General features: G+C 67.7%; 29 protein-coding genes. 22 read left to right on the top strand and 7 right to left on the bottom strand.

Annotated elements, in window-relative coordinates; all coding sequences use genetic code 11:
* From BUF17_RS12390 to BUF17_RS12375, 4 genes are all read right to left on the bottom strand, one after another.
* The gene (locus BUF17_RS12390; RefSeq protein ID WP_073629045.1) at positions 1-696 is read right to left on the bottom strand and encodes a hypothetical protein; all 696 of its coding nucleotides are present in this window, start codon (positions 694-696) and stop codon (positions 1-3) included.
* 137 nt (positions 697-833) lie between these two features.
* Complete coding sequence (locus tag BUF17_RS12385; protein ID WP_084564563.1) at positions 834-1697, bottom strand: putative phage abortive infection protein; 864 nt, start codon at positions 1695-1697, stop codon at positions 834-836.
* A gap of 34 nt (positions 1698-1731) precedes the next feature.
* On the bottom strand, positions 1732-2091 hold the full coding sequence (locus BUF17_RS12380; protein WP_073629041.1) for a hypothetical protein: 360 nt from the start codon (positions 2089-2091) through the stop codon (positions 1732-1734).
* A gap of 31 nt (positions 2092-2122) precedes the next feature.
* A complete protein-coding gene (locus tag BUF17_RS12375) occupies positions 2123-2557 on the bottom strand; it encodes a helix-turn-helix domain-containing protein (RefSeq protein WP_084564561.1) in 435 nt (144 codons plus the stop codon).
* On the opposite strand from BUF17_RS12375, the gene BUF17_RS12370 reads away from it, so the two are divergent.
* Complete coding sequence (locus tag BUF17_RS12370; protein WP_073629037.1) at positions 2556-2828, top strand: helix-turn-helix domain-containing protein; 273 nt, start codon at positions 2556-2558, stop codon at positions 2826-2828. The genes BUF17_RS12375 and BUF17_RS12370 overlap by 2 nt on opposite strands.
* Positions 2829-2851: 23 nt before the next feature.
* Here the strand turns inward: BUF17_RS12370 and BUF17_RS12365 are convergent, their stop codons facing one another.
* Complete coding sequence (locus BUF17_RS12365) at positions 2852-3085, bottom strand: hypothetical protein (RefSeq protein WP_139282515.1); 234 nt, start codon at positions 3083-3085, stop codon at positions 2852-2854.
* A 101-nt stretch (positions 3086-3186) separates the two neighbouring features.
* Between BUF17_RS12365 and BUF17_RS12360 the strand changes: the two genes are divergently transcribed.
* Genes BUF17_RS12360 through BUF17_RS23445 form a run of 4 tightly spaced genes read left to right on the top strand, consistent with a single transcriptional unit; the run spans position 3187 to position 5640 of the window.
* Positions 3187-3402, top strand: coding sequence for a hypothetical protein (locus BUF17_RS12360; protein WP_073629033.1), 216 nt, complete (start codon positions 3187-3189; stop codon positions 3400-3402).
* The gene (locus BUF17_RS22580) at positions 3399-3887 is read left to right on the top strand and encodes a hypothetical protein (protein ID WP_073629031.1); all 489 of its coding nucleotides are present in this window, start codon (positions 3399-3401) and stop codon (positions 3885-3887) included. The genes BUF17_RS12360 and BUF17_RS22580 overlap by 4 nt, the downstream gene beginning before the upstream one ends.
* Positions 3884-4555: a GcrA family cell cycle regulator gene (locus BUF17_RS23245; RefSeq protein WP_073629029.1), complete on the top strand. Its 672-nt coding sequence runs from the start codon at positions 3884-3886 to the stop codon at positions 4553-4555. Before BUF17_RS22580 ends, BUF17_RS23245 begins: the two co-directional genes overlap by 4 nt.
* Positions 4555-5640 carry a DUF7146 domain-containing protein gene (locus tag BUF17_RS23445; RefSeq protein ID WP_073629027.1) on the top strand — a complete coding sequence of 362 codons (1086 nt, stop codon included), beginning with the start codon at positions 4555-4557 and terminating at the stop codon, positions 5638-5640. The genes BUF17_RS23245 and BUF17_RS23445 overlap by 1 nt, the downstream gene beginning before the upstream one ends.
* An 8-nt stretch (positions 5641-5648) precedes the next feature.
* Here the strand turns inward: BUF17_RS23445 and BUF17_RS12340 are convergent, their stop codons facing one another.
* Together BUF17_RS12340 and BUF17_RS12335 are read right to left on the bottom strand one after the other, a co-directional pair.
* Entirely contained in the window at positions 5649-6050 is a 402-nt protein-coding gene (locus BUF17_RS12340) for a type II toxin-antitoxin system HicB family antitoxin (RefSeq protein ID WP_073629025.1), read from the bottom strand.
* A 33-nt stretch (positions 6051-6083) separates the two neighbouring features.
* The gene (locus BUF17_RS12335) at positions 6084-6287 is read right to left on the bottom strand and encodes a type II toxin-antitoxin system HicA family toxin (protein WP_073629023.1); all 204 of its coding nucleotides are present in this window, start codon (positions 6285-6287) and stop codon (positions 6084-6086) included.
* A 333-nt stretch (positions 6288-6620) separates the two neighbouring features.
* Here BUF17_RS12335 and BUF17_RS12330 point away from each other — a divergent pair, with 333 nt between their 5' ends.
* From BUF17_RS12330 to BUF17_RS12245, 17 genes are all read left to right on the top strand, one after another.
* Positions 6621-7004 (top strand): hypothetical protein, encoded by a 384-nt coding sequence (locus BUF17_RS12330; RefSeq protein WP_139282513.1) that lies wholly within the window; start codon positions 6621-6623, stop codon positions 7002-7004.
* Positions 7001-8491: a primase-helicase family protein gene (locus BUF17_RS12325; protein ID WP_073629019.1), complete on the top strand. Its 1491-nt coding sequence runs from the start codon at positions 7001-7003 to the stop codon at positions 8489-8491. The genes BUF17_RS12330 and BUF17_RS12325 overlap by 4 nt, the downstream gene beginning before the upstream one ends.
* Before the next feature lie 224 nt (positions 8492-8715).
* Positions 8716-9456: a transcription termination/antitermination NusG family protein gene (locus BUF17_RS12320; protein ID WP_139282512.1), complete on the top strand. Its 741-nt coding sequence runs from the start codon at positions 8716-8718 to the stop codon at positions 9454-9456.
* A gap of 284 nt (positions 9457-9740) precedes the next feature.
* The gene (locus BUF17_RS12310) at positions 9741-10307 is read left to right on the top strand and encodes a hypothetical protein (RefSeq protein WP_073629013.1); all 567 of its coding nucleotides are present in this window, start codon (positions 9741-9743) and stop codon (positions 10305-10307) included.
* Positions 10308-10461: 154 nt separating this feature from the next.
* Positions 10462-11091 carry a hypothetical protein gene (locus BUF17_RS12305; protein ID WP_073629011.1) on the top strand — a complete coding sequence of 210 codons (630 nt, stop codon included), beginning with the start codon at positions 10462-10464 and terminating at the stop codon, positions 11089-11091.
* Positions 11088-13145 (top strand): phage terminase large subunit family protein, encoded by a 2058-nt coding sequence (locus BUF17_RS12300; RefSeq protein WP_073629009.1) that lies wholly within the window; start codon positions 11088-11090, stop codon positions 13143-13145. Before BUF17_RS12305 ends, BUF17_RS12300 begins: the two co-directional genes overlap by 4 nt.
* Before the next feature lie 6 nt (positions 13146-13151).
* On the top strand, positions 13152-14768 hold the full coding sequence (locus tag BUF17_RS12295; protein ID WP_073629007.1) for a phage portal protein: 1617 nt from the start codon (positions 13152-13154) through the stop codon (positions 14766-14768).
* A complete protein-coding gene (locus BUF17_RS12290) occupies positions 14765-15016 on the top strand; it encodes a hypothetical protein (RefSeq protein ID WP_073629005.1) in 252 nt (83 codons plus the stop codon). The genes BUF17_RS12295 and BUF17_RS12290 overlap by 4 nt, the downstream gene beginning before the upstream one ends.
* A gap of 3 nt (positions 15017-15019) precedes the next feature.
* Positions 15020-16279 carry a S49 family peptidase gene (locus tag BUF17_RS12285; protein WP_073629003.1) on the top strand — a complete coding sequence of 420 codons (1260 nt, stop codon included), beginning with the start codon at positions 15020-15022 and terminating at the stop codon, positions 16277-16279.
* Positions 16280-16328: 49 nt separating this feature from the next.
* Entirely contained in the window at positions 16329-16700 is a 372-nt protein-coding gene (locus tag BUF17_RS12280; protein WP_073629001.1) for a head decoration protein, read from the top strand.
* 62 nt (positions 16701-16762) lie between these two features.
* Positions 16763-17779: a major capsid protein gene (locus BUF17_RS12275; RefSeq protein WP_073628999.1), complete on the top strand. Its 1017-nt coding sequence runs from the start codon at positions 16763-16765 to the stop codon at positions 17777-17779.
* A gap of 3 nt (positions 17780-17782) precedes the next feature.
* Positions 17783-18217, top strand: coding sequence for a hypothetical protein (locus BUF17_RS12270; RefSeq protein ID WP_073628997.1), 435 nt, complete (start codon positions 17783-17785; stop codon positions 18215-18217).
* A complete protein-coding gene (locus tag BUF17_RS12265; protein WP_073628995.1) occupies positions 18214-18993 on the top strand; it encodes a hypothetical protein in 780 nt (259 codons plus the stop codon). Before BUF17_RS12270 ends, BUF17_RS12265 begins: the two co-directional genes overlap by 4 nt.
* 56 nt (positions 18994-19049) lie before the next feature.
* Positions 19050-19292, top strand: a complete 243-nt coding sequence (locus BUF17_RS12260) for a hypothetical protein (protein WP_073628993.1) — start codon at positions 19050-19052, stop codon at positions 19290-19292.
* Between the two features lie 33 nt (positions 19293-19325).
* Positions 19326-20825, top strand: a complete 1500-nt coding sequence (locus tag BUF17_RS12255; RefSeq protein ID WP_073628991.1) for a phage tail sheath subtilisin-like domain-containing protein — start codon at positions 19326-19328, stop codon at positions 20823-20825.
* Between the two features lie 49 nt (positions 20826-20874).
* The gene (locus tag BUF17_RS12250; protein WP_073628989.1) at positions 20875-21237 is read left to right on the top strand and encodes a phage tail tube protein; all 363 of its coding nucleotides are present in this window, start codon (positions 20875-20877) and stop codon (positions 21235-21237) included.
* 2 nt (positions 21238-21239) lie between these two features.
* Positions 21240-21545, top strand: a complete 306-nt coding sequence (locus tag BUF17_RS12245; protein WP_073628987.1) for a phage tail assembly protein — start codon at positions 21240-21242, stop codon at positions 21543-21545.
* The last annotated feature ends 12 nt before the right edge of the window (positions 21546-21557 follow it).

Below are 21557 nucleotides of genomic sequence, written 5' to 3'. Positions count from 1 at the left end.
TCAGGCGGCCTTGATGCGGCGTGGGCGTGGGTTCAGGCTGCTGGCCTTTGCGGAGGACTTGCGATGGATGCGCGAACCCTGGGGCTGGCGGGCCAATTCCTGGCTGTGATCATCGGCTCGGCCTACAAGGCTGTCGTCGAGGTGTCGCTCGATGGTGTTCCCCTCGACGAAAGCCGTCTTTCCACCATCGAAGAGGCGGCGATCGATGGCGCCATCGCCAGCCTGAACAGCGTCGGTCCGCCGGCTGGCATTTCCACCGAGGTTTTCCGTCAGGCCATCGTCGAGGCTGTCGACATCGCCCGCACCGTGTTCGCCGAGCGGCGGGGCGGTCGGCCCGTCACCCATTGAGGGATAGAGCGGTTCGCCGAGCAGGATGTTGCGCATGTAGTTCGGCATCGCCTCGCTCTGGCCCGGCCTGGGCAGGGCGATGATGGCGGCAGCGTCGAAGGGCGGCGGCGCGTCGGTGTGGTCGCCGTCGTGCTCGCCGCGGCTGCCGACGACGGGCGCGATGCGGGCGATCTCGGGCAGGGTGAAGCCGGCGAGGTAGAGGTCGGCGTGGGTGCAGGCGCCTTCGATGGCGGCGCGGTCGACGGCGATCTCGGTCATCAGGGCGGTGAGGGCGTCGTCGCCGGCCACGCGGGCCTCGGCGATGCGCACCTTGCTCGGGCGCGGATCGAAGGAAGGGACGAGGGTCACGGCACGGCCTCCATCAGTGGGCGATGGAGCGATATTCAGCCAAACTGAAATTAACGTCAATCCAAAATTTCAGTCACACTGACAATGAAGGCAGATAACAAACCAGGCGCGCGAATCGGAATTGGAGCGCCCGCCAGTCACGAGCCCTTCCTTCTGCAACGGCAGCAAAAATTGAAGTGGTACCAAGCACGGGGAGTTTCGCTGCCGTCCTCTCGCGCAGCGAAGGCCTCCGGAGGGTAAATCCGCTTCTCCCTCATCGTCTGCCCCAAGCCGGTATCCGTTGGGTAATATTTCAGTAGATGAAAATGACGGATGTACTTCGAGAGGTCTGCGGACTCGGGCATCAGTCCATTGAGGGCAGTTAATGCCAGTTCATCCGCGTTGAGAGACGCCCGAAAAAGATTCGCGTAAAATATCTTGTCAGGCTCCCGTAAAACATCGTCACTGTAAATAATTCTCAGGATGTTATACATAATTCTGAAATACGGACCAATTATCGTGTGGTATGCATCAAATACATCTGAGCGAAATTCGAACGATAGCAACAGCTTAGAGCTATCTTCGTCCTCCATATAGAATGAAAAGCTATTTATATAATCGCTCTCTTTAATTATACGAACGATGTTAGATATTGCCTCGTATCCCCTGAAAGTCGATTGGTAAACCGGCGGGCCGATGGTGATCTCATTCCGGGATTTATTCAGTAATTCTATCATTTGAAAGAAAGTCGCTTCAAATCGATCGCGATGACTCGCGTATTCTTGCTTTCTAAAAGAAGATATCTGGTAAAATAGCGTAAAAATGACGCCAGCGAAGCTTAGGCCGCTGAAAAGGGCGCTGATTGGGCCGAAAAAATCGCCCCACGCGCCCATTTCCTGCGCGTTATCTCCTGTTTTGTTGAAAATGAGAGTAGGAAGAACGCCATTTCCCCAAAGCCACCAAAGGAGAATTGTAGCCGCAGCGAGCACACATAGTGCTGTCAGAGCCCATGGAGTTTTCATTATACTGCCACCTGCATTGGGAACAGAGTTGGCGCTAGAACCGGTCACCACGGCGACGTGAGGTGCCGTCCGACGGGTTGCTGGTGCTTCCTGAATGAGGCTCGGCCAAGGTGGCCGGGGGCGCGGGGGGCGACTGGGCGGGCAGATTTTGCAGAAGGACGATGATCCGCGCCTGGTTGCGAATTGCCGCCGCGAGCCCGATCAGGCCGAAGCCTCCGATGATGGAAATCGAGGCGACGACATAGCCGAACATGTCCGGGTGGCTGAGGATGTAACCTCCGGCCACGATGAAGATCAGCCCTACGACGATCAGGAACGGCCCGGGATAGACGATCAACCCAGCCAATAGAAGCACAAGGAAACCGATAAGGATGATCGGCTGACCGGATGACATGATCCGCAACCTCGTGTTGGCGGCGGCGGCGTCACCCGGCCTTCCGCATGGCTTCGACAATCGCCATGATATGCTCGCGCTTGTCGGCGGGCATATCACGAATTGTATCGGCAAGGGACCACGGCGCGCTCTTATCCAGAGGATTGCGCATCAGCAGGTCTGCGGGCGTGCAGCTTAGGGCCTCGGAGATCGCGGAGAGCGAGTCCTCTGTGTAGAAGATCTTGCCCGTCTCGATCTGCGATACCCACGATGCCGGGTGATTGAGGCGATCGCCGAGTTGCTGCTGTGTCAGGCCGCGAAATTTGCGCCACTCCCGGATGTAGACCGGGCGTGTCCGTTTGAACCGGGTCCTGACCTTTTGCTCTGCCATTTCAGCATGATGGAACGCTCCGCGCGTGTGTTCCATAACGCCAAACTGAAATTTCAGCTTGACTGAATTTTCAGTTTGGCTGACATCATGAGGCATGAACGCGCTCGCCGAGTACCTGAAGAGGCAACGGATCAAGCGCCGCGAGTTCGCGGCGCTGATCGATGTTTCGCCGTCCTATGTGACGGCGCTGTGCACCGGGACGTGCTGGCCATCGCGCGACGTTGCGTTGCGCATCCGGCAGGCCACGGGTGGCGCCGTGACGCCTGACGCCTTCCTCGCTCCTCCCGATCCGGTCGCGATGCCGGACAACTCTCCCGCCGGCGCGGCTTCCGCCGGCGGGGGCCTTTCCGCGGGGATGGCGCCATGAGCGAATTTCTCGCCTACCTGCACTCAGTGCTGCAGATCGCGCCGGATCACGCCGAACTGCTTCTGGAGCGCGGCGACGGCACGGTCGCGGACACCCTCGGCATCGGGGATGTCGAACTCGCCGACCGGGGTGCGGCCGATGTCGGTCACGATCTCCGTTTCGATGGCGTCGACGATGGCCGGATCGAGCGGCTTCCCGGCATAGGCCATCGCGAGGCAGCGCCTGTAGGCGTTGGTCAGCCCGGTGGTTATGAGCATCTGCCGCAACTCGTCGGCGGTTCGTGGGCCGCGGGGCATTCGGCGTTCCTCCGGCATTTCCAGCACTGCGGAATGATAGTGCCCGACCTGTGGGGAACGCCATGACCGCAGTTCTGGCCTGGCTGGCGGTCGCCTGCGGCGCGGTCGTGCTCGGGGCGGTGCTTTCCATCCTGTTCGGCCTCGTCGTCGTCGTGCGCGGCGTCGTCGCCGGGGCGCCGCTGGTGCGGGTCTATCCGGTGCCGTTCGCGGCCATTGTCTTCGTCGGGCGGCCGCCCGTCATCGCGAATGATGGGACAAATTTCGAGGTGCGGAGATGACACGGCGAAAGCTGCCGGCGAGCGCTTACGAAGGGCTCAAGACCGAAACCCGCCGGCTCGGCAAGGCCTGCGGCGGGCTGGAAGCCGCGGCGATGGAAACCCGGGTGGATCATTCCTCCCTCGGGCGCTACCAGTCGCCGGCGCACGAGGAGGTGTTCGCCCCGATCGACGTGATCGCCGATCTTGAGGCGGAGGCCGGGCCCATCGTCACCCGCGCCCTGGCGCGGCTCACGGGCCATGTGCTGGTGGCGCTGCCGCCGCCGGCCGCCGGGGCCGATCCGGACTGGATCGCCAAGCTTGCGGCGCACGCGCAGGAATCGAGCGACCTGCTCGCCGGCATCGCCCGCGCGCTCGCGGTCGACGGCCGGATTTCAGCGGACGAAGTGCGGGACGGCGGCCTGCGGGCGGCCTGCGCGGACGCCATCGCGGCAGTCGCCCGCATCGACCACGCGCTCGCGCGCATCGAAGCGGGAGCGGCGCAATGATCGCGGCGGAAAAGGCCGGCTGGGCGGACAGTTGGGCGGCGATGACGCGGGAACAGCGGGTCGCGGCGATCCGCGCGCTGCTCGCCGAGGGCGAGACGCGCGTCGCGATCGCGGCGAAGCTGGGCGCGCCGACGACCAATGTGGTGGTCGGGCTGATCTATCGCTATCTGGGCGACGAGAAGACGGTGGCGCGCAGCCGACGCGAGGCGGCGCCGGTCGCCGAAAAGGTGGCGGCGGCGCGGGCAAAGAAGGGCGCGCCGCCGCCGAAGCCCGCACCGCGCGCGAAACCGCCCGTCGAGCGCGCGCCCATCGAGAGCGCTCCGGCCGATCCCGTTCTGATCGTCTGCGAAGGGCCGGAGACGGCCGCCGCCGCCGCGCTCGTGACCGGTGCGCCTGCCATCGCGATGCCGGTGGCGCCGGCGACCGCAAAGCCGTTGCTGGATCTGGAAGCCGACGAATGCCGCTACCAGCTGGCCGGCGGCCTGTTCTGCGCGGCGCCGGTGGCGCGGGAGCTGGAAAGCTGGTGCGCGTGCCATCGCGCCGTCGTTTACCTGTCGCCCGCGCAGCGCAAGGCGGCCAAAGCGGCGGCGAAGGCAGCCGCCGCCGCGTTCTTCGGCGGCGCGCGCGGGCGCGTGAGCAACACCCTTGTCAGCCCCCGGCAACGCTGATGCGGGTCGAGGCCTCAGAGATCAAGGGCCGGCTGCTCGACAGCCTGACGACGCTGCTCGACCGCTATTTTCCGGGTTGGAAAAAGGGCAAGAGCGGCCGCAAGGCCTATCTGGCGCCGTCGAAATCGGACCTGGGCTCTTTCGAGCTGCACCTTGCCGGCCCGAAGAAGGGCGGATGGGTGCGCTATTCCAGCGGGGAATCGGGCGACGTCATCGACCTGTTGTCGGTCGCTTTGGGTCGTGGCGCGCGCGACCGCGCGGCCGCGTTCGCCGAGGCGCGCGACTTCCTGGGCCTCGGCAACGAGCGCGACGACAGCCCCGATGCCGCCATCCGGCGCGAACAGCGCCGGCTGGCCGCGGCGCGGGCCGCCGAGCGGCGAGAGGCCGAAGAACGGGCTGATGCGCTCGCCCGGCAGGCGGCGGCGGACGGCGCCGTCGGCGTCTGGCGCGGCGCCGCGCCGGCCGGGACAATGGTCGCGCGCTATCTCGCCGGCCGGGGCATCGATATGCCGGTGCCGCCCACGGTGCGCGAGCTGGCGTGCTGCCACCACGCTGAAACCCGCACCTGGCATCCGGCAATGTGCGCCCTGGTGCAGGACGGCGTCACCCGGGCGCCACTTGGCATCCATCTCACGTACTTGAACGAGACCGCGACGGGCGTGGTCAAGGCGGCCGTCAAGCCGGCCAAGCGGATGCGCGGCGCGACCTTTGGCGGCCACGTCCGGCTCGGGCCGGTGCCGCCGGATGGCGTGCTGGTGGTGGCGGAGGGGATCGAAACGGCGCTGTCGGTGACGGTCGCGTCCGGCCTCACCTGCTGGGCGGCGCTGTCGCTCGGCAATCTCGGCGCGGCGCTGCCGGAGGGCGCCCATGCCGTCATCCTCGCGGTCGACATGGACGAGGCGATGCGCGCCTACACCGTCGCCGAGGCGGGCGCCTTGCGCCGCGTCCATCCCGAGACGCTGGTGGCGAAAGCCGTCGCTGAACATGCCGCCCGCGGCCTCGAGGTGCGCGTCGCCCGCCCGCCGAAGGGCATGGACTTCAACGCCTGGCTTCAGCGGCAACTTGCCGAGGCGGAGGGGGTATGAGGGCCCCCTCAACCCGCAAGACGCGTCCGCGCTGCCTCGGCGAGGAAGCGCGAGCGGCTTTCGCCCCGTGCGCGCGCCGCCTCGTCGATGCGCGCCACCAGGTGCTCATCCATCGAAATGTTGAGGCGCACGGCCTTGCCCGGCAGGTCGACCGTGACGGCCGTGACGAGAACCGCGTCGGCGAAATCCTCCGCAAGGGCCGGATCGGCCCGCACCTCGTCGACCGTGCGGACGCGGGGCAGGTCCTGGCCGGCCTCGCCAAGCGCCTCGATATGCGTCGCCAGCGTTTCGCGGCCGCGCCGCAAGGCCTCGTCGATGGTGGCGCCGCCGCTGACGGCACCGGGGAAATCCGGAAAGCCGATGCCGTAGGCTCCGGCCTCGCCGTGAATGAGGGCGATGATGGTGGCCATGGTGCTCTGTCCTTTCTGTTGCCGGGGCTGGCCTTACCAGGGCCAGCCCGCGACGCGGTAGATGTTGCGCAGCGTGCCGATCGGTATCTCGCGGACCCCGGTGTCGACGGTGACCACGCCGTGGCCGGGCTTCACGAAGTTGCGGTGGTCGCCCTTGCCCCGCCGTTCCGTCCAGCCATCCGCCAGAAGGCGGCGGATGACTTCTTTCGGGGTTTCGGTCGGGCGCTTCGGGCTCATCTCGTCTCTCCGCTTCGTTGTGTAATATATACACAACGTGGACGGTGTCGTCAAGCGGTGTTGCGCAAAAAGTGTGTAGTCCGTGCGGGGCAGTGGGGCTTGCCCCGTGGATGACCTGTTTTCACAGCCGCGCCAGCGGCCTCCGGTGCGGCTCGGCGAGACCGCGCCGCTGCTCGATGTCAATCCGCGCGCGGGCCGCCCGTTGCGCTGCGGCTGCGGCGCCTGGGCGCCTTACGGGCGGGAGCATTTCGGCCTTGCGGGCCGGATCGGAACTTGGACCTGCGGCCCCACGGGCTGCAAGACGGCGGCATCAGCCGCCGGGGAGGTGACGACATGAACGCACCATTGACCGCTGTGGTGCATGCCGCGGCATCGCTCTGCCCCTGCTGCAATCGCCCGATCCCGCGTGACGAAGTGCTGTTGCACATGCAGCGGCGCCAGATCGTGCGCGGCGGCATCGTGCTCGATCTCGGGCCGGTGGCTTTTCCGGTCGCCGTTGTGCTGCTGGCCGCAGGCGTGGCCGGGCGGCACGTCACGGCGCTCGAACTCGCTGATGTGGTTTATGCTGGCCGGCCGGATGGTGGGCCGGACGATGCCGGCCTGAGTCTGCGCAAGACCATCTGGGATCTGAGGCAGCGCCTCGGCACGCTCAGGCTTGTGCTGGAGCATCTGCCTTCGGCCGGCTATCGCATCGTCGACCGTGAGGCGCGGTCATGAGTGCGCAGGACGATGCTGGCGACAACGGCGAGGGCGCCTCGCCGCAGGGGGACGACGCCCCGCAGGGCGCGCCGCCGAAGAAGCCGAAACGGGGCGGCGGCAAGGCCAAGCCGATCGCCGATGCCATCGCCGGCGCGCCGGTGGTGGCGGAGCCGGGCGGCGTGCCGTTCGACATCGATGCCTGGAACCGGGAATATGCCGTCATCGTGTTCGGGGGGGCCACGCGCATCCTGTGGGAACACCCGGAGCAACGCGATCCGGTGTTCATGTCGGCGGATTCGTTTTTTCTCAAGAACCTGCCGAAGGTTACCTACAAGCCCCTGCCGGACGGCGGGCTTTCGGCGGTGCAGACGGCGCGGATGTGGATCCGCCATCGCCAGCGCCGGGAATATGACGGCCTGACCTTTCACCCGCTGGCGCCCGGCGAGGCGCCGCCGGACACGCGGCTGTTCAACTACTGGACCGGCTGGGCGGTCGCGCCTGATCCCACCAAATCGTGCGCACCGTTCCTCGACCACCTCCTCGAGAACTGGTGCGGTGGATCGATGGAACTGTTCGATTTCATCGTCGGCTGGATGGCGCACATGGTCCAACGCCCGCGCGAGCGCATCACGACCGCGATCGCGGTGCGCGGCCACCAGGGCGCCGGCAAGTCGATCGTGGGCGAAATCCTGGGCGAGCTGATGCCCCGGCATTTCTTCCAGACCTATTCGGCGCGCTATCTGCTTTCCAACTTCAATGCCCACTTCAGGGGCTGCCTGCTTGCGCAGGCGGATGAAAGCGTGTGGGCGGGCGACAAGGCGTCGGAAGGCACGCTGAAAGGTCTCGTCCGCGCCGAGAACCACATGGTCGAGTTGAAGGGCGTCGATGCCGTGCCGGTGCCGAACTACATGCGGCTGATGCTGACCACCAATAACGATTGGGTGGTGCCGGCGGGAAAGGAAGAACGCGCGTTCGCCGTGTTCGACGTCGGCGATCGGCGTATCCGCGATTCGAACTACTTCTCCGCCCTCCGCTCTCACATGCGCGAGGGCGGCGGCCTCGCCGGGTTGCTGGCGTACCTGATGGCGGTCGACCTCTCGCGGATCGACCTGCGCGACGTGCCGGAAACCCGCGCGCTCTATGAACAAAAGGTGCACTCGCTCGATCCGATCGATTCGTTTTGGCTCGAACGCCTGCGGGAGGGGGCTCAACTGCCCGGGGATGGGCATTGGCGCCCGTGGGTGCCGACGCACCGGCTGATCTCCGCCTATTACGCGGCGGCCGACCGCGTCGGCATCCGGCGAAAATCGGACGAGACGTCGTTCGGCATCAAGTTGCGCCGCATTGTGCCTGACCTTAGGCGCACACAGGGCTATGATACGGACGATATCAGTCCGGCCGCGCGCCGGCTGTGGGGTTACGCCTTCCCGTCCCTTGAGGACGCCCGCGCCGCCTATGCGGCGGCGATGCGCTCCACGATCGATTGGGAGGGAGAGGACCTTTGACGCGATTTTTTCCGCGGGAAGGTGCGCGTTTTCAACGCCTTGCACCACCTGCACCACTTCTTCCCCTCCTGTCCCGAGGTGGTGCAGCGCGATTTTCGCAGTCCTCTCAGGCGTTTGCACCACCTGCACCACCTGCACCACCTTGATTCGCGCATGAGGCGCGCGCGGGCGCGCGCGACCTTTCCCGCGCCGGGTGGGCGGCAGTGTTCTTGTGGGTTTTTGAGGTGGTGAAGGTGGTGCAGGTGGTGCAAGCGGTTGAAACGGCGGATGTTTTCGGGCTGCACCACCTCGGTGCGGCGGCTTCGGACGTGGTGCAGATTACCGGAGGTGGTGCGATGACGGATGCGACGGCGAGCGGGCTCGGCCCCGATCTGACGTGGGTGGCGGTGCACACCGAGGCGCGGCGCGAGTGGCTGGCCGCCGAGCAGCTGCGCGGCGCCGGTTACGCGGTTTTCCTGCCGCACTTCGCGGGGGTCGTCAGCCACGGGCGCCGCAAGATCGGCGTGCTGCGGCCACTGTTCGGCCGGTACCTTTTTGCCGGGCTGCGGGCCGGGCAGGCGGTTGGGCCGATCTCGCGGATGATGGGCGTTTCCGCCGTGGTCTATTCCGGCGAGGCGCCGTTGACGGTGCCGGGCTATGTCGTCGGCGGCCTGATGATGCGCTGCGACAGCAAGGGCCGGATGGATGTCGCGGACCCCGCGGTCGTGCGGGCTCTCGCACGGGTGCGGGGTGCGCAGCGGGTCAAGGCGGAAGAAGGTGGCCTTGCCGTCATCAGCCGCGGGCCGCTGCGCGATCTGCTGGTGGAGATCGCCGAGGTTGACGGCAGTGCCGCGGTGACGGTATGGCTGCGTGATGCGGGGACAGCGAATCAAGTTCGGCTGTCGGCTTCGGCGGTGCTGCCGATCCTTCCCGCGCCGCGCGGACCGGCGCCGATGGCGTTAGGAATGAGGCGCATCGCCGGGTGACCTTGTGTCACCCGAATGGCGGAGCATGGTGGATTTCGAAAACCCGGCCGGGGAGACCCGAGCCGGGTTTCGCATTTCCAGGCGATGGATTTCCGCGAGGTGCGCCCGATGTGCCGATGTGCCGAAAGGCGCCATCTGATCGCGCTCGCGGCTTCATCGGTGGCGCGCGGTGACGTCCGCGGCGCCGCCGCGCCTGTCCGCCGGATCGGCGAGACGGTCCGCGCCGATGCCGCGGCCGCGATGCGGAGCGCGGCACTGGCGGCCGCTAAGGCGAGGTTGCGCAAATGGTAGCGATCGGCTTCCGCGTCGATGTCGGCCAATATGTGCGCCTCGGCAACCGCATGGCGGCCGTGGGCGACAAGCTGCCGCTCGCGGTCTACCGCGCCGTGCGGCACACCGGCGATCAGACGCTCACTCAGGTGCGCCGCGCCCTGGTGTCCCAGACCGGCGCCCGCTACGGCGCGGTGCGGCGGGTGACGAGCGGGCGCGCCGAATATGGCGCCGGGCGCTACGTGATCCGGGCGGCGGACAGGACGCTGCCGCTGCGTGACTTCGGGGCGCGTCAAGTCAAAACCGGTATCAGCGCCGCGCCATGGAAGGTGCGGCGCCGCTTTCCGCACATGTTCATGGTCTCCTCGCTCGGCGGCCATGTCTTCGTCCGCGTCGGCGGGAAGCGCAAGGCGAGCAAGGGCAGCTATGCCGGCCAGATGCGCCAGCGCATCACCAAGCGGTGGGGGCCAGCCATCCCCAAGGAGATGGTCAAGGGCGCGAGCGAAGCGGCGTTCTTCGCGACCGTCCAGGCCGTCCTGCCCCGTCGCCTCGACCACGAACTCGTCCGCCTCCTGACCTGATCCCCGCCGGGGTGGGGCGACGGGCCTCAAGGGACCGTACCCCTCCCCAAAGCCCGCGGTGCCGCTGCGGCCCGGGATTTCGGCAGAGAGAGCGCGATTTGAGAGCCTAAAGAAACAGGCTCAACAACGCTAAAGAGCTAAAGAGGGCAAGCCCTTGGACGTCGTGTCGAAAGGCGAGTTCGCGCGGCTGTCCAATGTCTCGCCGGGCCGCGTGTCGCAATGGATTTCCGAGGGGAAGCTGTCGGGCGCGGCGCTGGTGGGAAGCGGGCGGACGGCGCGGATCAACGTCGCGGAGGCGCGGCGCCAGCTTCGCCAGAAGCTGGATATCTCCCAAAGGCTCGGCAACGGGCTCGATACCGATCTCGGCGCGGACAGCCCCGCGGACCCGGCGCCGGCCACAGGCGGCGAGGCAGCGAGCCGCGCGAAGCCGCCGGGCATCGACTACGAGATCAAGCGCGAGAAGCTCGAGGCGATGCGGCGAGCGAAGCGCCGCGAGGAAGAGGAAAGCCGGGCGCGGGCCGGGGTCTATACCAGGACCGAAGATGTGGCCCGCTCGGCGCGGTCGATGGTCTCCACCATCATGAGCGGCTTCGAAGGCGGGCTCGCGCAGTTCGCCGACGCGATCGCCGCGAAGTTCGACGTGCCGAAACGCGACGTGCTGCATCTCCTTCGCGCCGAGTACCGCACCGTCCGCCAGAAGATGGCCGCCGCGCAGCGCCGGGCGCTCGCGAACCTGCCCGTCCACGTGGACGATCCTGTCGAGGATGTCGAGCCCGTCGAATGATCGCGCAGCCGGGCGGCATCGCCGTCGCCAACCCCGATTACATCCACGGGCAAGCCGCATCGGAGGTGCTGGAGCCCCCTCCGCCGGTCGACTACGTCAAGTGGGCGGTCAACAATATCGAGTTCGGCGAGAACGACCAGTTTCCCGGCCCGTTCGACCTGGACCTGTTCCCGTTCTTCATCGAGCCGCTGAAGGCGCTGTCGCCGGACGATCCCTGTCGCATCGTGACGCTGGCGAAGTCCGCACAGGTGGGCGGCACGATCCTCGCCACCGTGTTCGTGTGCGGTTCGATGGCGATGGACCCGTGCCATTTCCTGTTCACGCATCCGACCGATGAGAACGGCCGCCGCTGGAGCAAGATGAAGCTCGCGCCGATGCTCAGGTCGACCGTGTCGCTCCGGGCGATCTTCGCGGCCGGGACCAAGGAATCGGCCGACGCGCTGATGTACAAGGAGACCCGGGACGGCCGGGGCGTGATCCAGATCAGCGGCGCCAACTCGCCCGCGCAGCTGTCGCAGGTGACGATGCGGCGGCAGGTGCAAGACGATCTGTCGAAGTGGGCGCCGAACGCCGCGGGCGATCCCGAAGGCCAGGCGGACAGCCGGTCGCTGGCGCATGAGTTCGCGAAGATCTTCAAGATCAGCACGCCGCTGGTCGAACCGGGCTGCAAGATCACGAAGAACCTGCGCGACGGCAGTCAGGAGTTCTTCCATGTGCCTTGCCCCCACTGCGGCCACCGGCAGGTGCTGGAGTGGGGCAACATGCTCGCCAATCTCGACGAGCATCATCCGGAGCGGGCCCATTTCACGTGCGTCGCCTGCGGCGTCGAAATCCAGGAGCACCACAGGCCGCAGATGCTCCGGCGCGCGGCGAAGGAGGCACACCACGGCTATATCGCCCGCAACCCCGCGGCGCGTCGGCAGCACCGCTCGTTTCACATCTGGTCCGCCTACTCGCCGCTTCAGAGCTGGGAACGCATTGCCCGGGCCTGGCTGAAGGCGAAGGGCGATCCGGCGGCGGAACAGACGTTCCTGAATGATATCGCGGGGCTCGCTTTCAAGACGAGCGGCGAGGCGCCGCCCTGGGAAACGCTGCGGGACCGCGCGGCCGCGACCGGCGTCGAACGCGGACGCATCCCGCTCGGTGGGCTCGTGGTGACACTCGGCATCGATTGCCAGGGTGACCGGGTGGAATGGCAGGCCGTTGCGTGGGGCCGGGAGCGGCGGCGGTGGCACTTCGATGTCGGCGTGATCCCGGGGCATATCTCCGAGGAAGAGACCCGCCGCCGCCTCGATGGGCTTCTGAAGCAGGAATGGACGAACGCGGCGGGCCGGAAACTCGGGGTCGACCAGGTCGCGATCGACGGCAACGCCTTCACCGAAGACGTCTGGGAATGGGTGCGTCGGCACCCAGCCTCGCGCGTCATCATGGTGCGCGGCGCGAACCAGGAGCAGGCGCCGCGCCTCGTCCGCGTCAAGCGGGAGCGGGATCGCAAGGGCAAGCTGCTTCGGTATTCGAAGCGCTTCTACAATTTTGGCGCCAGCATCCTGAAGATGTCGCTCTACCGCGCGCTGGCGAAAACCGATCCCGAGGCGCGGTCCTATGTTGGGCTCGCGAAGGGGTTCGACGATGAATATTTCCGTCAGCTGACCGCCGAGAGGCGCGTCGAGCAGACCGACCGCACCGGCTTCAAGGTCTACCGCTGGATCAAGGACGCCGCGCAGGCCAACGAGGCGCTGGATACCGCTCTCCAGGCCGAGGTTGCGGCCGAAAAGTGGGGCGTGCGCGACCTGCCCGATGCGATCTGGGATCGCCTCGAGGGCGAGCGCGAGACGCCTCCGGCGCCCGAACAGGGCGACATCGAGGATATGCCGCTGTTCGGCTCACAGGCCGGCCTGCCGATGGGGCCAACGGCGCAAGTCCCGGCTTCCTCCGGCGCCGCGGAACAGCCCGGGGCGAAAGCGGATGCCGGATCCACGGGCTCGCATGGCGCGCGCCGCCGCGGGTCGGCCGGCAAGGGCCTGGGCTCGATCGCCAAGCGCCTGAATTCGTGAGGTGTCATGTCGCTGCTCGGTCGGCTGTTTCCCCGGCTCGCGCCGAGGCCCGACGGCGCGCGCCGCGGCGCCGGCCGCGGGCCGTCCGCGAGCTACCTGCGCGGCGGCAACTCGCCTTTCCTGTTCAACTGGCGGCCCGTGCTGCGGGACTCACAGGAGGACGTTCGGGTCGCGTGGGTCGCGGCCGCGAGCCGGGCGATCGATGCCATTCAGAATTCGGGGTGGCTCGCCGGCGGCGTCGATATCGCAACGGCGATGACGGTCGGCGTCGGGCTCCGGCTGAACGCGCAACCAGACGCCGACGCTCTCGGCGTGAGCCGGGATGAAGCACAGGCGCTCGCCCGGCGCATCGAGCGGCGGTTCTATCTCTACGCTTCCCGCCCGGAGGAATGCGACATCTCCGGGCGAATGGCGCTCGGGCAGCTGGCGGCACAGGCCTATCGCTCCTGGATCGCCACCGGCGAGGTGGTCGGCACCATCCGACATTTGCGGACGGCGGATTCGACCAGCGCGACCAAGCTGCAGCTGATTCCGTCGCATCGGCTGTCTCAGGAGACCCGCGCGCCGGACATGATCCAGGGTGTGAGGTTCGACACAGGTACCGGACGGCCGCGATCCTATCGCTTCAGGCTGCGGCTCGACGGCATGTCCGACGAGGACGTGATGGTGCTGGCGCGGGACAGCGCCGGCCGTCCGCAGGTGGTGCATGTGTTCGACGGCGCGATCGGGCAGGTGCGCGGGATCACGCCGCTTGCGCCGGCGCTGCAGGTGGTCCGGCAGTACGACCAGCTGTCGAATGCCACCCTGACGGCGGCGCTGATCCAGGCGATTTTCGCCGCGACGCTGAAGTCGGATGCGCCGAGCGCGGAGGCTTTCGATGCGCTGCGGGATATGGCGGAGAAATTGCCGCCGGACCCGGAGAGCGGTCTGCCGCCGTCGCCGTTCGAAGTCGCGGAGGGGATGCGCGCCGACTGGTATGCCGAGACGAAGATCGATCTTGGCGAGTTCGGCAAGATCACGCATCTGCCAACGGGTGACGAGCTTGAGTTCCACGGCTCGGAACACCCGAATTCCACGTACGAGGCGTTCGCCAAGTTCCTGCTGCGCGAGATCGCCCGGTGCCTTGGGGTCACGGTCGAGCAGCTGACCGGCGACTATAGCGGGGCGACCTATTCTTCGGTGCGGATGGCGACCGAAGAGATCTGGAAGATCGTCGAGTACCGCCGCGAGCACATCATCGGCCGGCTCTACCAGATGCTCTATGAGGCCTGGCTCGAGGAAGAAATCGAGAGTGGCCGGATCGCCTTCCCCGGTGGCCTCGCCGGGTTCTGGCGCAACCGCGCCGCGGCGACGCTCGCGACCTGGCGCGGCCCGGTGAAGCCGACCGCAGACGACAAGAAGACAGCGCAGGCCTGGGAAATCCTGCTCAAGAACGGCGTCGTCACCGAAGAAATGGTGTGCGCCGCGTACGGCATCGACTGGGAAGACAAGAACGAGCAGCTGGCGCGCGAAGCCCGGTCGCGCCGCGACAACGACCTGCCGCCGGCCCCCTCGGCCTCGATCGGCCACAACGGCGGTCCCGCGCTCGACGATCCCGAAGACGAAACGGAGGATGCCGCGTGAGCGTCGACTGGACGAACCCTTGCGCCCGGGCGGCGGCGCTGCGCACGGCCTATTTCGAGCTGCTGTCCGGGGCGGGCGAGGTATCGATCCGCCATCGGTCCGGCGAGACCGATCGCGAAGTCTCCTTCGCCGCATCCGATCTCGGCCGGCTTCGGCAGGAAATGCAGTCGGCGGAAGATGCGTGCCTCGTCGTCAGCGGCCGGGCGCCGATCCGCCGCCGCGGCTCGATCAGCGCCGGCAGGATGTAAGCCATGGCGCGCTATCTGAGAATCGCGAGCCGGGTGTTCGGGCGTCCGCTGCTGGTGCTGCCCGAGACGGCGGAGACGATCGCGGGATTCCTGCTCGCCCGGGATGCCGGACAGCTGACCGCGTCGGAAACGGTCATGCGCCGCGCACCGGCTGCCTCGCGGTTCGGAGGCGAGAGCATCGGTGTCGGCGATCCAATGGCGGGCACCTATGAGGAGTATTATCGCCGCGTTGGCGCCGCTGCGGTGGCGACTGTCGAGGGCGAGCTGGTCAATCGCGGTGCCTGGGTCGGGGCATCGTCCGGGCTGACGTCCTACGAAGGCGTTGCGGCGCAACTGGAGATGGCCGCGCGCGACGACAAGGTGCGCGAGATCGTCGTCGACATGGAGACGCCCGGCGGCGAGGCCGTGGGCGCCATGGAGATGGCGGCCACCGTCCGACGGATCAATGCCATCAAGCCGGTCACAGTGGTCGTGAACGGGATGGCGGCATCGGCCGGCTACGCCATGGCCTCGGCCGCCTCCCGCATTGTCACCGTTCCGAGCGGCATCGTGGGTTCCATCGGCGTCGTGCTGCTCCACGTCGACCAGTCCGCGATGCTCGAGAAGCGCGGCGTCACGCCCACCCTCATTTTCGCCGGCGCTCACAAGGTCGACGGCAACCCGTTCGAACCGCTGCCCGATGCCGTGCGCGCCGACCTGCAGGCGGAGGTCGAGACCTTCTACCGGCTGTTCGTGGCGACGGTCGCGGCCGGCCGCCCGGGTCTTTCCGAGGCCGCTGTGATGGCGACGGAAGCGCGGACCTTTATCGGCGCGGACGCGGTGTCCGCCGGGCTCGCCGATGCGGTCGGCACCATCGACGACGTGCTTGCCGAGATCAACAGGACGGCCCCGCGCGGGCGCGCGGGCGTGACCAAGGGGACATCCATGAGCGACGAGAAAATCCACAGCGCGGTCGAAATGACGGCCGCGGTCGAAGCCGCGCGCCGCGAGGCGGCCGCTGCCGAGCGCGCGCGGATCGCGGCGATCCTCGATCATGAGGCGGCCGATGGCCGCGGCGGTCTGGCGCGGGAGCTGGCGCTGCACTCCGACACCTCGCCGGAGGCGGCCGCCCGCATCCTCGGTGCCGCGGCCAAGGAGGCGCCGGGGACGGCGGCCCTGACGGGCCGGGCGAGTTCGGGCGCGATCGGCCTCGCCCTCGATCCCGCCGGCCCGACCGGAAAGGCCAATGGCGCGACCTGGGATCGCTTCTACGCCAAGCGCTGACCGCGTTCGCTGACCGGGGCAATGCCCCCTCGCACAGGAGACCATCACAATGGCTGCCATCACCAAGCCGCGCTCGCCGTCGGACTTCATCGTGTCGGAAGGCAACGGTTACATCTCGCGCGAGGTTGCCAAGATCGCCTCGGGCGCGGGCAAGCTCTCGCCGGGGCAGATCCTCGGCAAGATCACGGCGAGCGGGAAGTACACCAAGCACACGCCGGCGGCGAGCGACGGGTCGCAGGTCGCGTCGGCGCTGCTGATCGATGCCGTCGACGCGACGGCTGCCGACGTCAAGACGACGCTGCTCACGCGGCTCTGCGAGGTCCGCCTCGCCGGCCTGGTGTTCCACGCGGACACCGACACGGACGCGGAAAAGGCGGCCGTTCTCGCGGCTCTTGCCGCGAACACCATCATCGCCCGCTGAGCCGGGCACTCTCACAGACCAGTCACGATGACGGCGCCGGGCGCCGCGGAGGAATGACAGCCATGGCCGGAATCATCGACATCTTCAGCGGCAACCCGTTTCGCATGGTGGAGATGACCGAGAGCGTCCAGAAGATCGACTTCAAGCCGCAGCTTCTGGGCTCTCTCGGCATCTTCGAACCCGACTATCTGCGCGGCCGTGACGTCGGCATTTCCGAGCAGGACGGCACGCTCTCCCTGATCCAGACGTCGCCGAACGGCGCGGCGCCGGCGGAACTCAATCCCGATACCAAGCTGGTGCGGAAGTTCACCACGACGCGGCTCGCCAAGGGCTCGACCATCTACGGCTATGAGATGCAGGGCATCCTCGGGCTGCCGGAGGACGAGCAGCTGGTCGAGGCCATGACGGAGGTGGCCGACCGGCAGCGCCGCATCCGCGACGACATCGAACTGACGCACGAGAACATGCGCATGGGCGCTATCAACGGGGTCGTGAAGGACGCGGATGGCAGCACCATCATCGACTGGTTCAGCGAGTTCGGCATCGCGCCCCCGGCCGAAGTCGATTTCGAACTCGACGACGCCAGCACCAAGGTGCTGCTGAAGTGCCACGACGTCCGGCGTGCCATGCAGGTCAAGGCGAAAGGCGCCTGGAACAACACCACCTCGGTGCATGCCCTGGCATCGAACAGCTTTTATGATCAGTTCATCACCCACGCGAGTGTGGAGCGGACCTTCCTGAACTGGCAGGCGGCATCCGACCTTCGTCAGGCCTCCGAATTCGGCGCGTTCGTGTTCGGGAACATCACCTGGCACAACTACAGGGGCACGGACGACGGCACGACGATCGCGGTTCCGGACGGGAAGGTGCGATTCTTTCCGGTCGGCGCGCGCGGCGTGTTCCGCGAGGTGTTCGGCTCGGCGGAGTTCATCCCCTACGTCAACAAGCGTGCGCTCGACATTTATTCGCTCCTGGTCGAGGACCAGCAGCGCGGGGCGTGGGTGCGGCCTGAGCAATATTCCTATCCGCTGCATGTCTGCACCCGCCCGGAGATGCTGGTGACCGGCAAGGCGTCCTGATCCATGACGTCGTTCGAAGCCCGCTCGGTGCGGCTCTCCGCCGCCGTCGACCGCGAGTTCGGTGATGGCTGGCGGCTGATGCCGCGGGCGGCGGGGGCGGATGTGGATGCGCCGGCGGGGCCCGATCCGGGGCGGGCGGAGCGGGACATCAGGGCGGTCTACGTCTCGTCCGCCGAGCGGCTGGCGGTGCCGGATGCCTACGACACGCGGTCGGACCGGCGGCCCGGCGCCGTGATGGGCCGGCCGCGCCTCGAGGTGGATGCGCGGTGGCAGGATGCGGCGCTGGATGCGCTCCATGGGCCGGTCGATGCCCGGGCGGGCGACATCGTGCGGCGTGAGGCCGACGGCACGCACTGGCGGCTGGGCCCTGCCGAGCCTGACGACATGGGGCGGCGGGTGTTTCCGCTTTCGCGGCTGCCGGACGAGGTGACACTATGAGCCTGCACCGGCTGGCTTTGCGGCTCGCGGCTGTCGAGGCGCTGCGCGGCGTCACCATCGCGGGGCGGCTCGTCTATGACAGCCGTCAGGCCGCGCTCGACGAGCTCGGCACGCGGCCGGAGCCGCGCCCGGTCCTGGTTGTTTACACCGAGGACGAGCGGGTGGAGCCGGAGGGGCAGGCGCGCCATCCGGCGACGGTGCCGGTCATCTCGCTCGTGGTCGAGGCGATGATCGCCGCACGCGGGCAGGTCATGGTGCAGGCGCCGGACGGGTCGACCGAGACCGTCGGCGCGCTCGATGTGGCGCTGACCGACAAGAGACATGAGGCCTTGCTCGACCTGCTCGACGCGCAGGTGCGGCGGGCGCTCGATCCGCGGTCCTACACCGATGCCGGCGCGCCCTACCGACGCGTGGCGATGGAAACGCGGGCCATCGAATCGGTGCCGCTGCGGGATGCGGACGGCGAGGTGCGGCTCGCGCTGCGCACGATCGCGCTGACGATCCGGACGCATGCAACCGCCTGGCCGGCGCCGGATTTCGCCGGTCCGGCCGCCGAAGGGCTCGACCGGCTGCCGGAGCCGCTGCGCGGCGTCGCCCTGGCGCTGCCACCGAACAGCGAAGCGGGCACGCTGTGCGCGCTGATCGCCGGACTGGTGGCGCCGTCGCCGACCTTGACGCCCATCGAACAGATGGCCGGTTTCGTTTCGCTCGATCCGGCCGCGCCGCCCGACGACGACGCGCCCGTGAGATTCAGCGTACCCAACGCGCCGGCCTGACCGGCAGCAAGTTCCGACCGGCCGAATCCAGCCGGCGCAATCCGGAGACCAACATCATGCGGATCATCTTCGCGCGGCTCGCCGAGCCGGGCCACGTCCTTCCCATGCCTGACCGCGGGGGGCGGCTGTTCTCGATCGATGGCGAGCGGATCGACGCGGACGATCCGTATTGGATCGGCTGCCTCGCCGACGTGTCGGTTGTCGAGTGCGAGGCGCCGGTGGAAGCCGCCGCGCCTGTTCCGACGCCCGTCGAACCGGCGCCGGTGGAGACCGCCAAGGCGCGGGCCGCCAAGGCCTGACGCACCAAAACCCTCTCAACAGCGAGCGACATCATGGCTGGCATCGGCTTCAACAACATTCCCGGGTCCGGCGTCATTGCGCCGCTTATGAGCTTCGAATTCAACTCCGCCGGACAGTACGATTCGGTCTCCCGTCTTTATCTCGTGGGCCACAAGGCGGCGGCCGGGACGCTCGCGGCGAATACCCCGACGATCTGCACGTCGCTGGCGGAGGCGACCATGCTCGCCGGCGCCGGCTCCATGCTGCGGGAGATGTGGCGCATCGTGGCGCTGAATGCCCCGGCGCAAGAGACCTGGCTCGTCGCGGTCACCGAGACCGGCGCCGCGCCGACCTGGACCTATACGCTCGCCAGCGTGCCGGCGGCCGGCGGCACGGGATATGTCGAGATCTGCGGCGAGCGGGTGATCGTGACGGCGGCGGCGGGCGATACCGTGACCATCGTCGCGGCGGCGCTGGCGGCGGCGATCAACGCCTATTCGAATGCGCTGACGGGCGCGATGCTGCCGGTGACGGCGACCGCGGCGGCGGGCGTGGTGACGCTGACGGCACGGCATGCCGGTGCCATCATGGCGGAAATCGACCACTCCATTCCGACCGGCATCGCCGGCAACATCTTCGTGGGCGCGCTCACGGTGGCATCGGTGACGCCCGCCTCCGGCGTGCCGAGCCTCGCGACCGCGCTGGCGGCGATCGGCGACGATCCGTGTGGGGCGATGGTGGCGCCCTGGGCCGATACCGCGTCGCTCGACGCCTATCAGGCGTGGCTTTCCGACGTCGCGGGCCGCTGGGCGTGGTCCCGACAGAGCTACGGCCATGCCTGGTGCTGCAATTCCGGCAACACCTCGGCGCAGACGACGCTGGGCCTCGGGCGCAACGACCGGCATACCAGCATCATCGCGCGGCCCGCGACGCATCAGCGCCCATCCTGGCTGTGGGCCGCCGGCTTCGCCGGCCGGCTGCTGCCGTGGCTGTCGGACACGACGACCGGCAATGTCAGCCGCAACCAGACCGGGCTGGTGGTGGAAGGGATCGAAGCGCCGCGTGACCGCACGGCGGTGTGGGGCTATTCGGCCCGCAACACCCTTCTCGGGGCGGGCATCTCGACCTGGACGGCGACGGCGGACGGCCGGGTCGCGGTCGACAAGATCGTAACCACCTATCGGACGGGCCCGACCGGGCAGCCGGACAGCGTGTTTCGCGACGTGCAGTCGGTTTATCAACTCGCCGGTGGCTTCGGATACATGCGCGAGCGGCTGGCGTCGGAGCAGGGCAACAAGGCGCTGATGGATAGCAACCCCGGTGCGCTCGAGGCTGTAACGACGCCGGCCGATATCAAGGCCACGCTGATCCACGGCTATGAAGCGCTGGAGCAGCGAGGCGTGTTCGAGGACGCGGCGACGTTCGCGGCCAGCGTGATCGTGCGGCGCAACGCGGCGAACCCGGCGCGCGTCGACATGTTCCTGCCGATGGATCGCGTCAATCCGCTCGATATCCTCGCCGGCAACGCCACGATCTACGCGCAGTATATCTAGCGTCGTTCGCGCGTAGAATCTGTAGAACCCAAGAAAAGGAGGTTCCGCCATGAGCGATTTCGGCGGCGAAATGCGATTCTCGATCGACGGCACGCCGGTGACCATGAAGGGGCTTTTCCAGGTTAATCCGTCGAACCGGACGGTGGAGGAGTCGGTCAATCAGGACGGCAGTGTCGATGCCGTGCACACGCTGGCGGGGCATCGTATGGCCATGACGCTGGTCGACAATGGCGGCGTCGACGTGCACGCCCTGCTCAAGGGCCCCGCGCGCAATGTGACCGTCGTTGAAGAACATACCGGCGTCACGCACATGTGGACGCAGGCGCGTTTCGCCGGCGATCCGCAGAGCGATCGCCTGACCGGTGAAATCACCGGCCTGAGGCTCGTCTCCGCCTCCTACCGGAGGGTGTGACAATGGCGAGAACCGTCACGGTCACGCTCTCCGCGCCGGTGCTCTGGCACGACCAGCAGGTCACGGACGTCCGCCTGCGCGAACCGACGGCGGCGGACTATTTCGCCCACGGCGATCCGGTGACGATGGTCTACACGGCCGGCGCGATGGTGCCGAGCGAGGACGGTGCGGCGCTGCGCGGCTATGTCGGCGCCTGCCTCGATCATGAGGGCGGAGATGCGCTGTTGCGGCTCATTTCGCTGCGCGACGGGATCGCGATCAAGCGGGCGATCCTCGATTTTTTCGAGGGCGCCCGCGGGGCGCCATAAGCCAACGGGCCG

This window comes from Pseudoxanthobacter soli DSM 19599 (assembly GCF_900148505.1).
In the GTDB taxonomy this organism is placed as follows: Bacteria; Pseudomonadota; Alphaproteobacteria; order Rhizobiales; family Segnochrobactraceae; genus Pseudoxanthobacter; species Pseudoxanthobacter soli.
The sequence above is the reverse complement of the archived record's forward strand: the minus strand, read 5'-3'. Positions and strand labels throughout refer to the sequence as shown.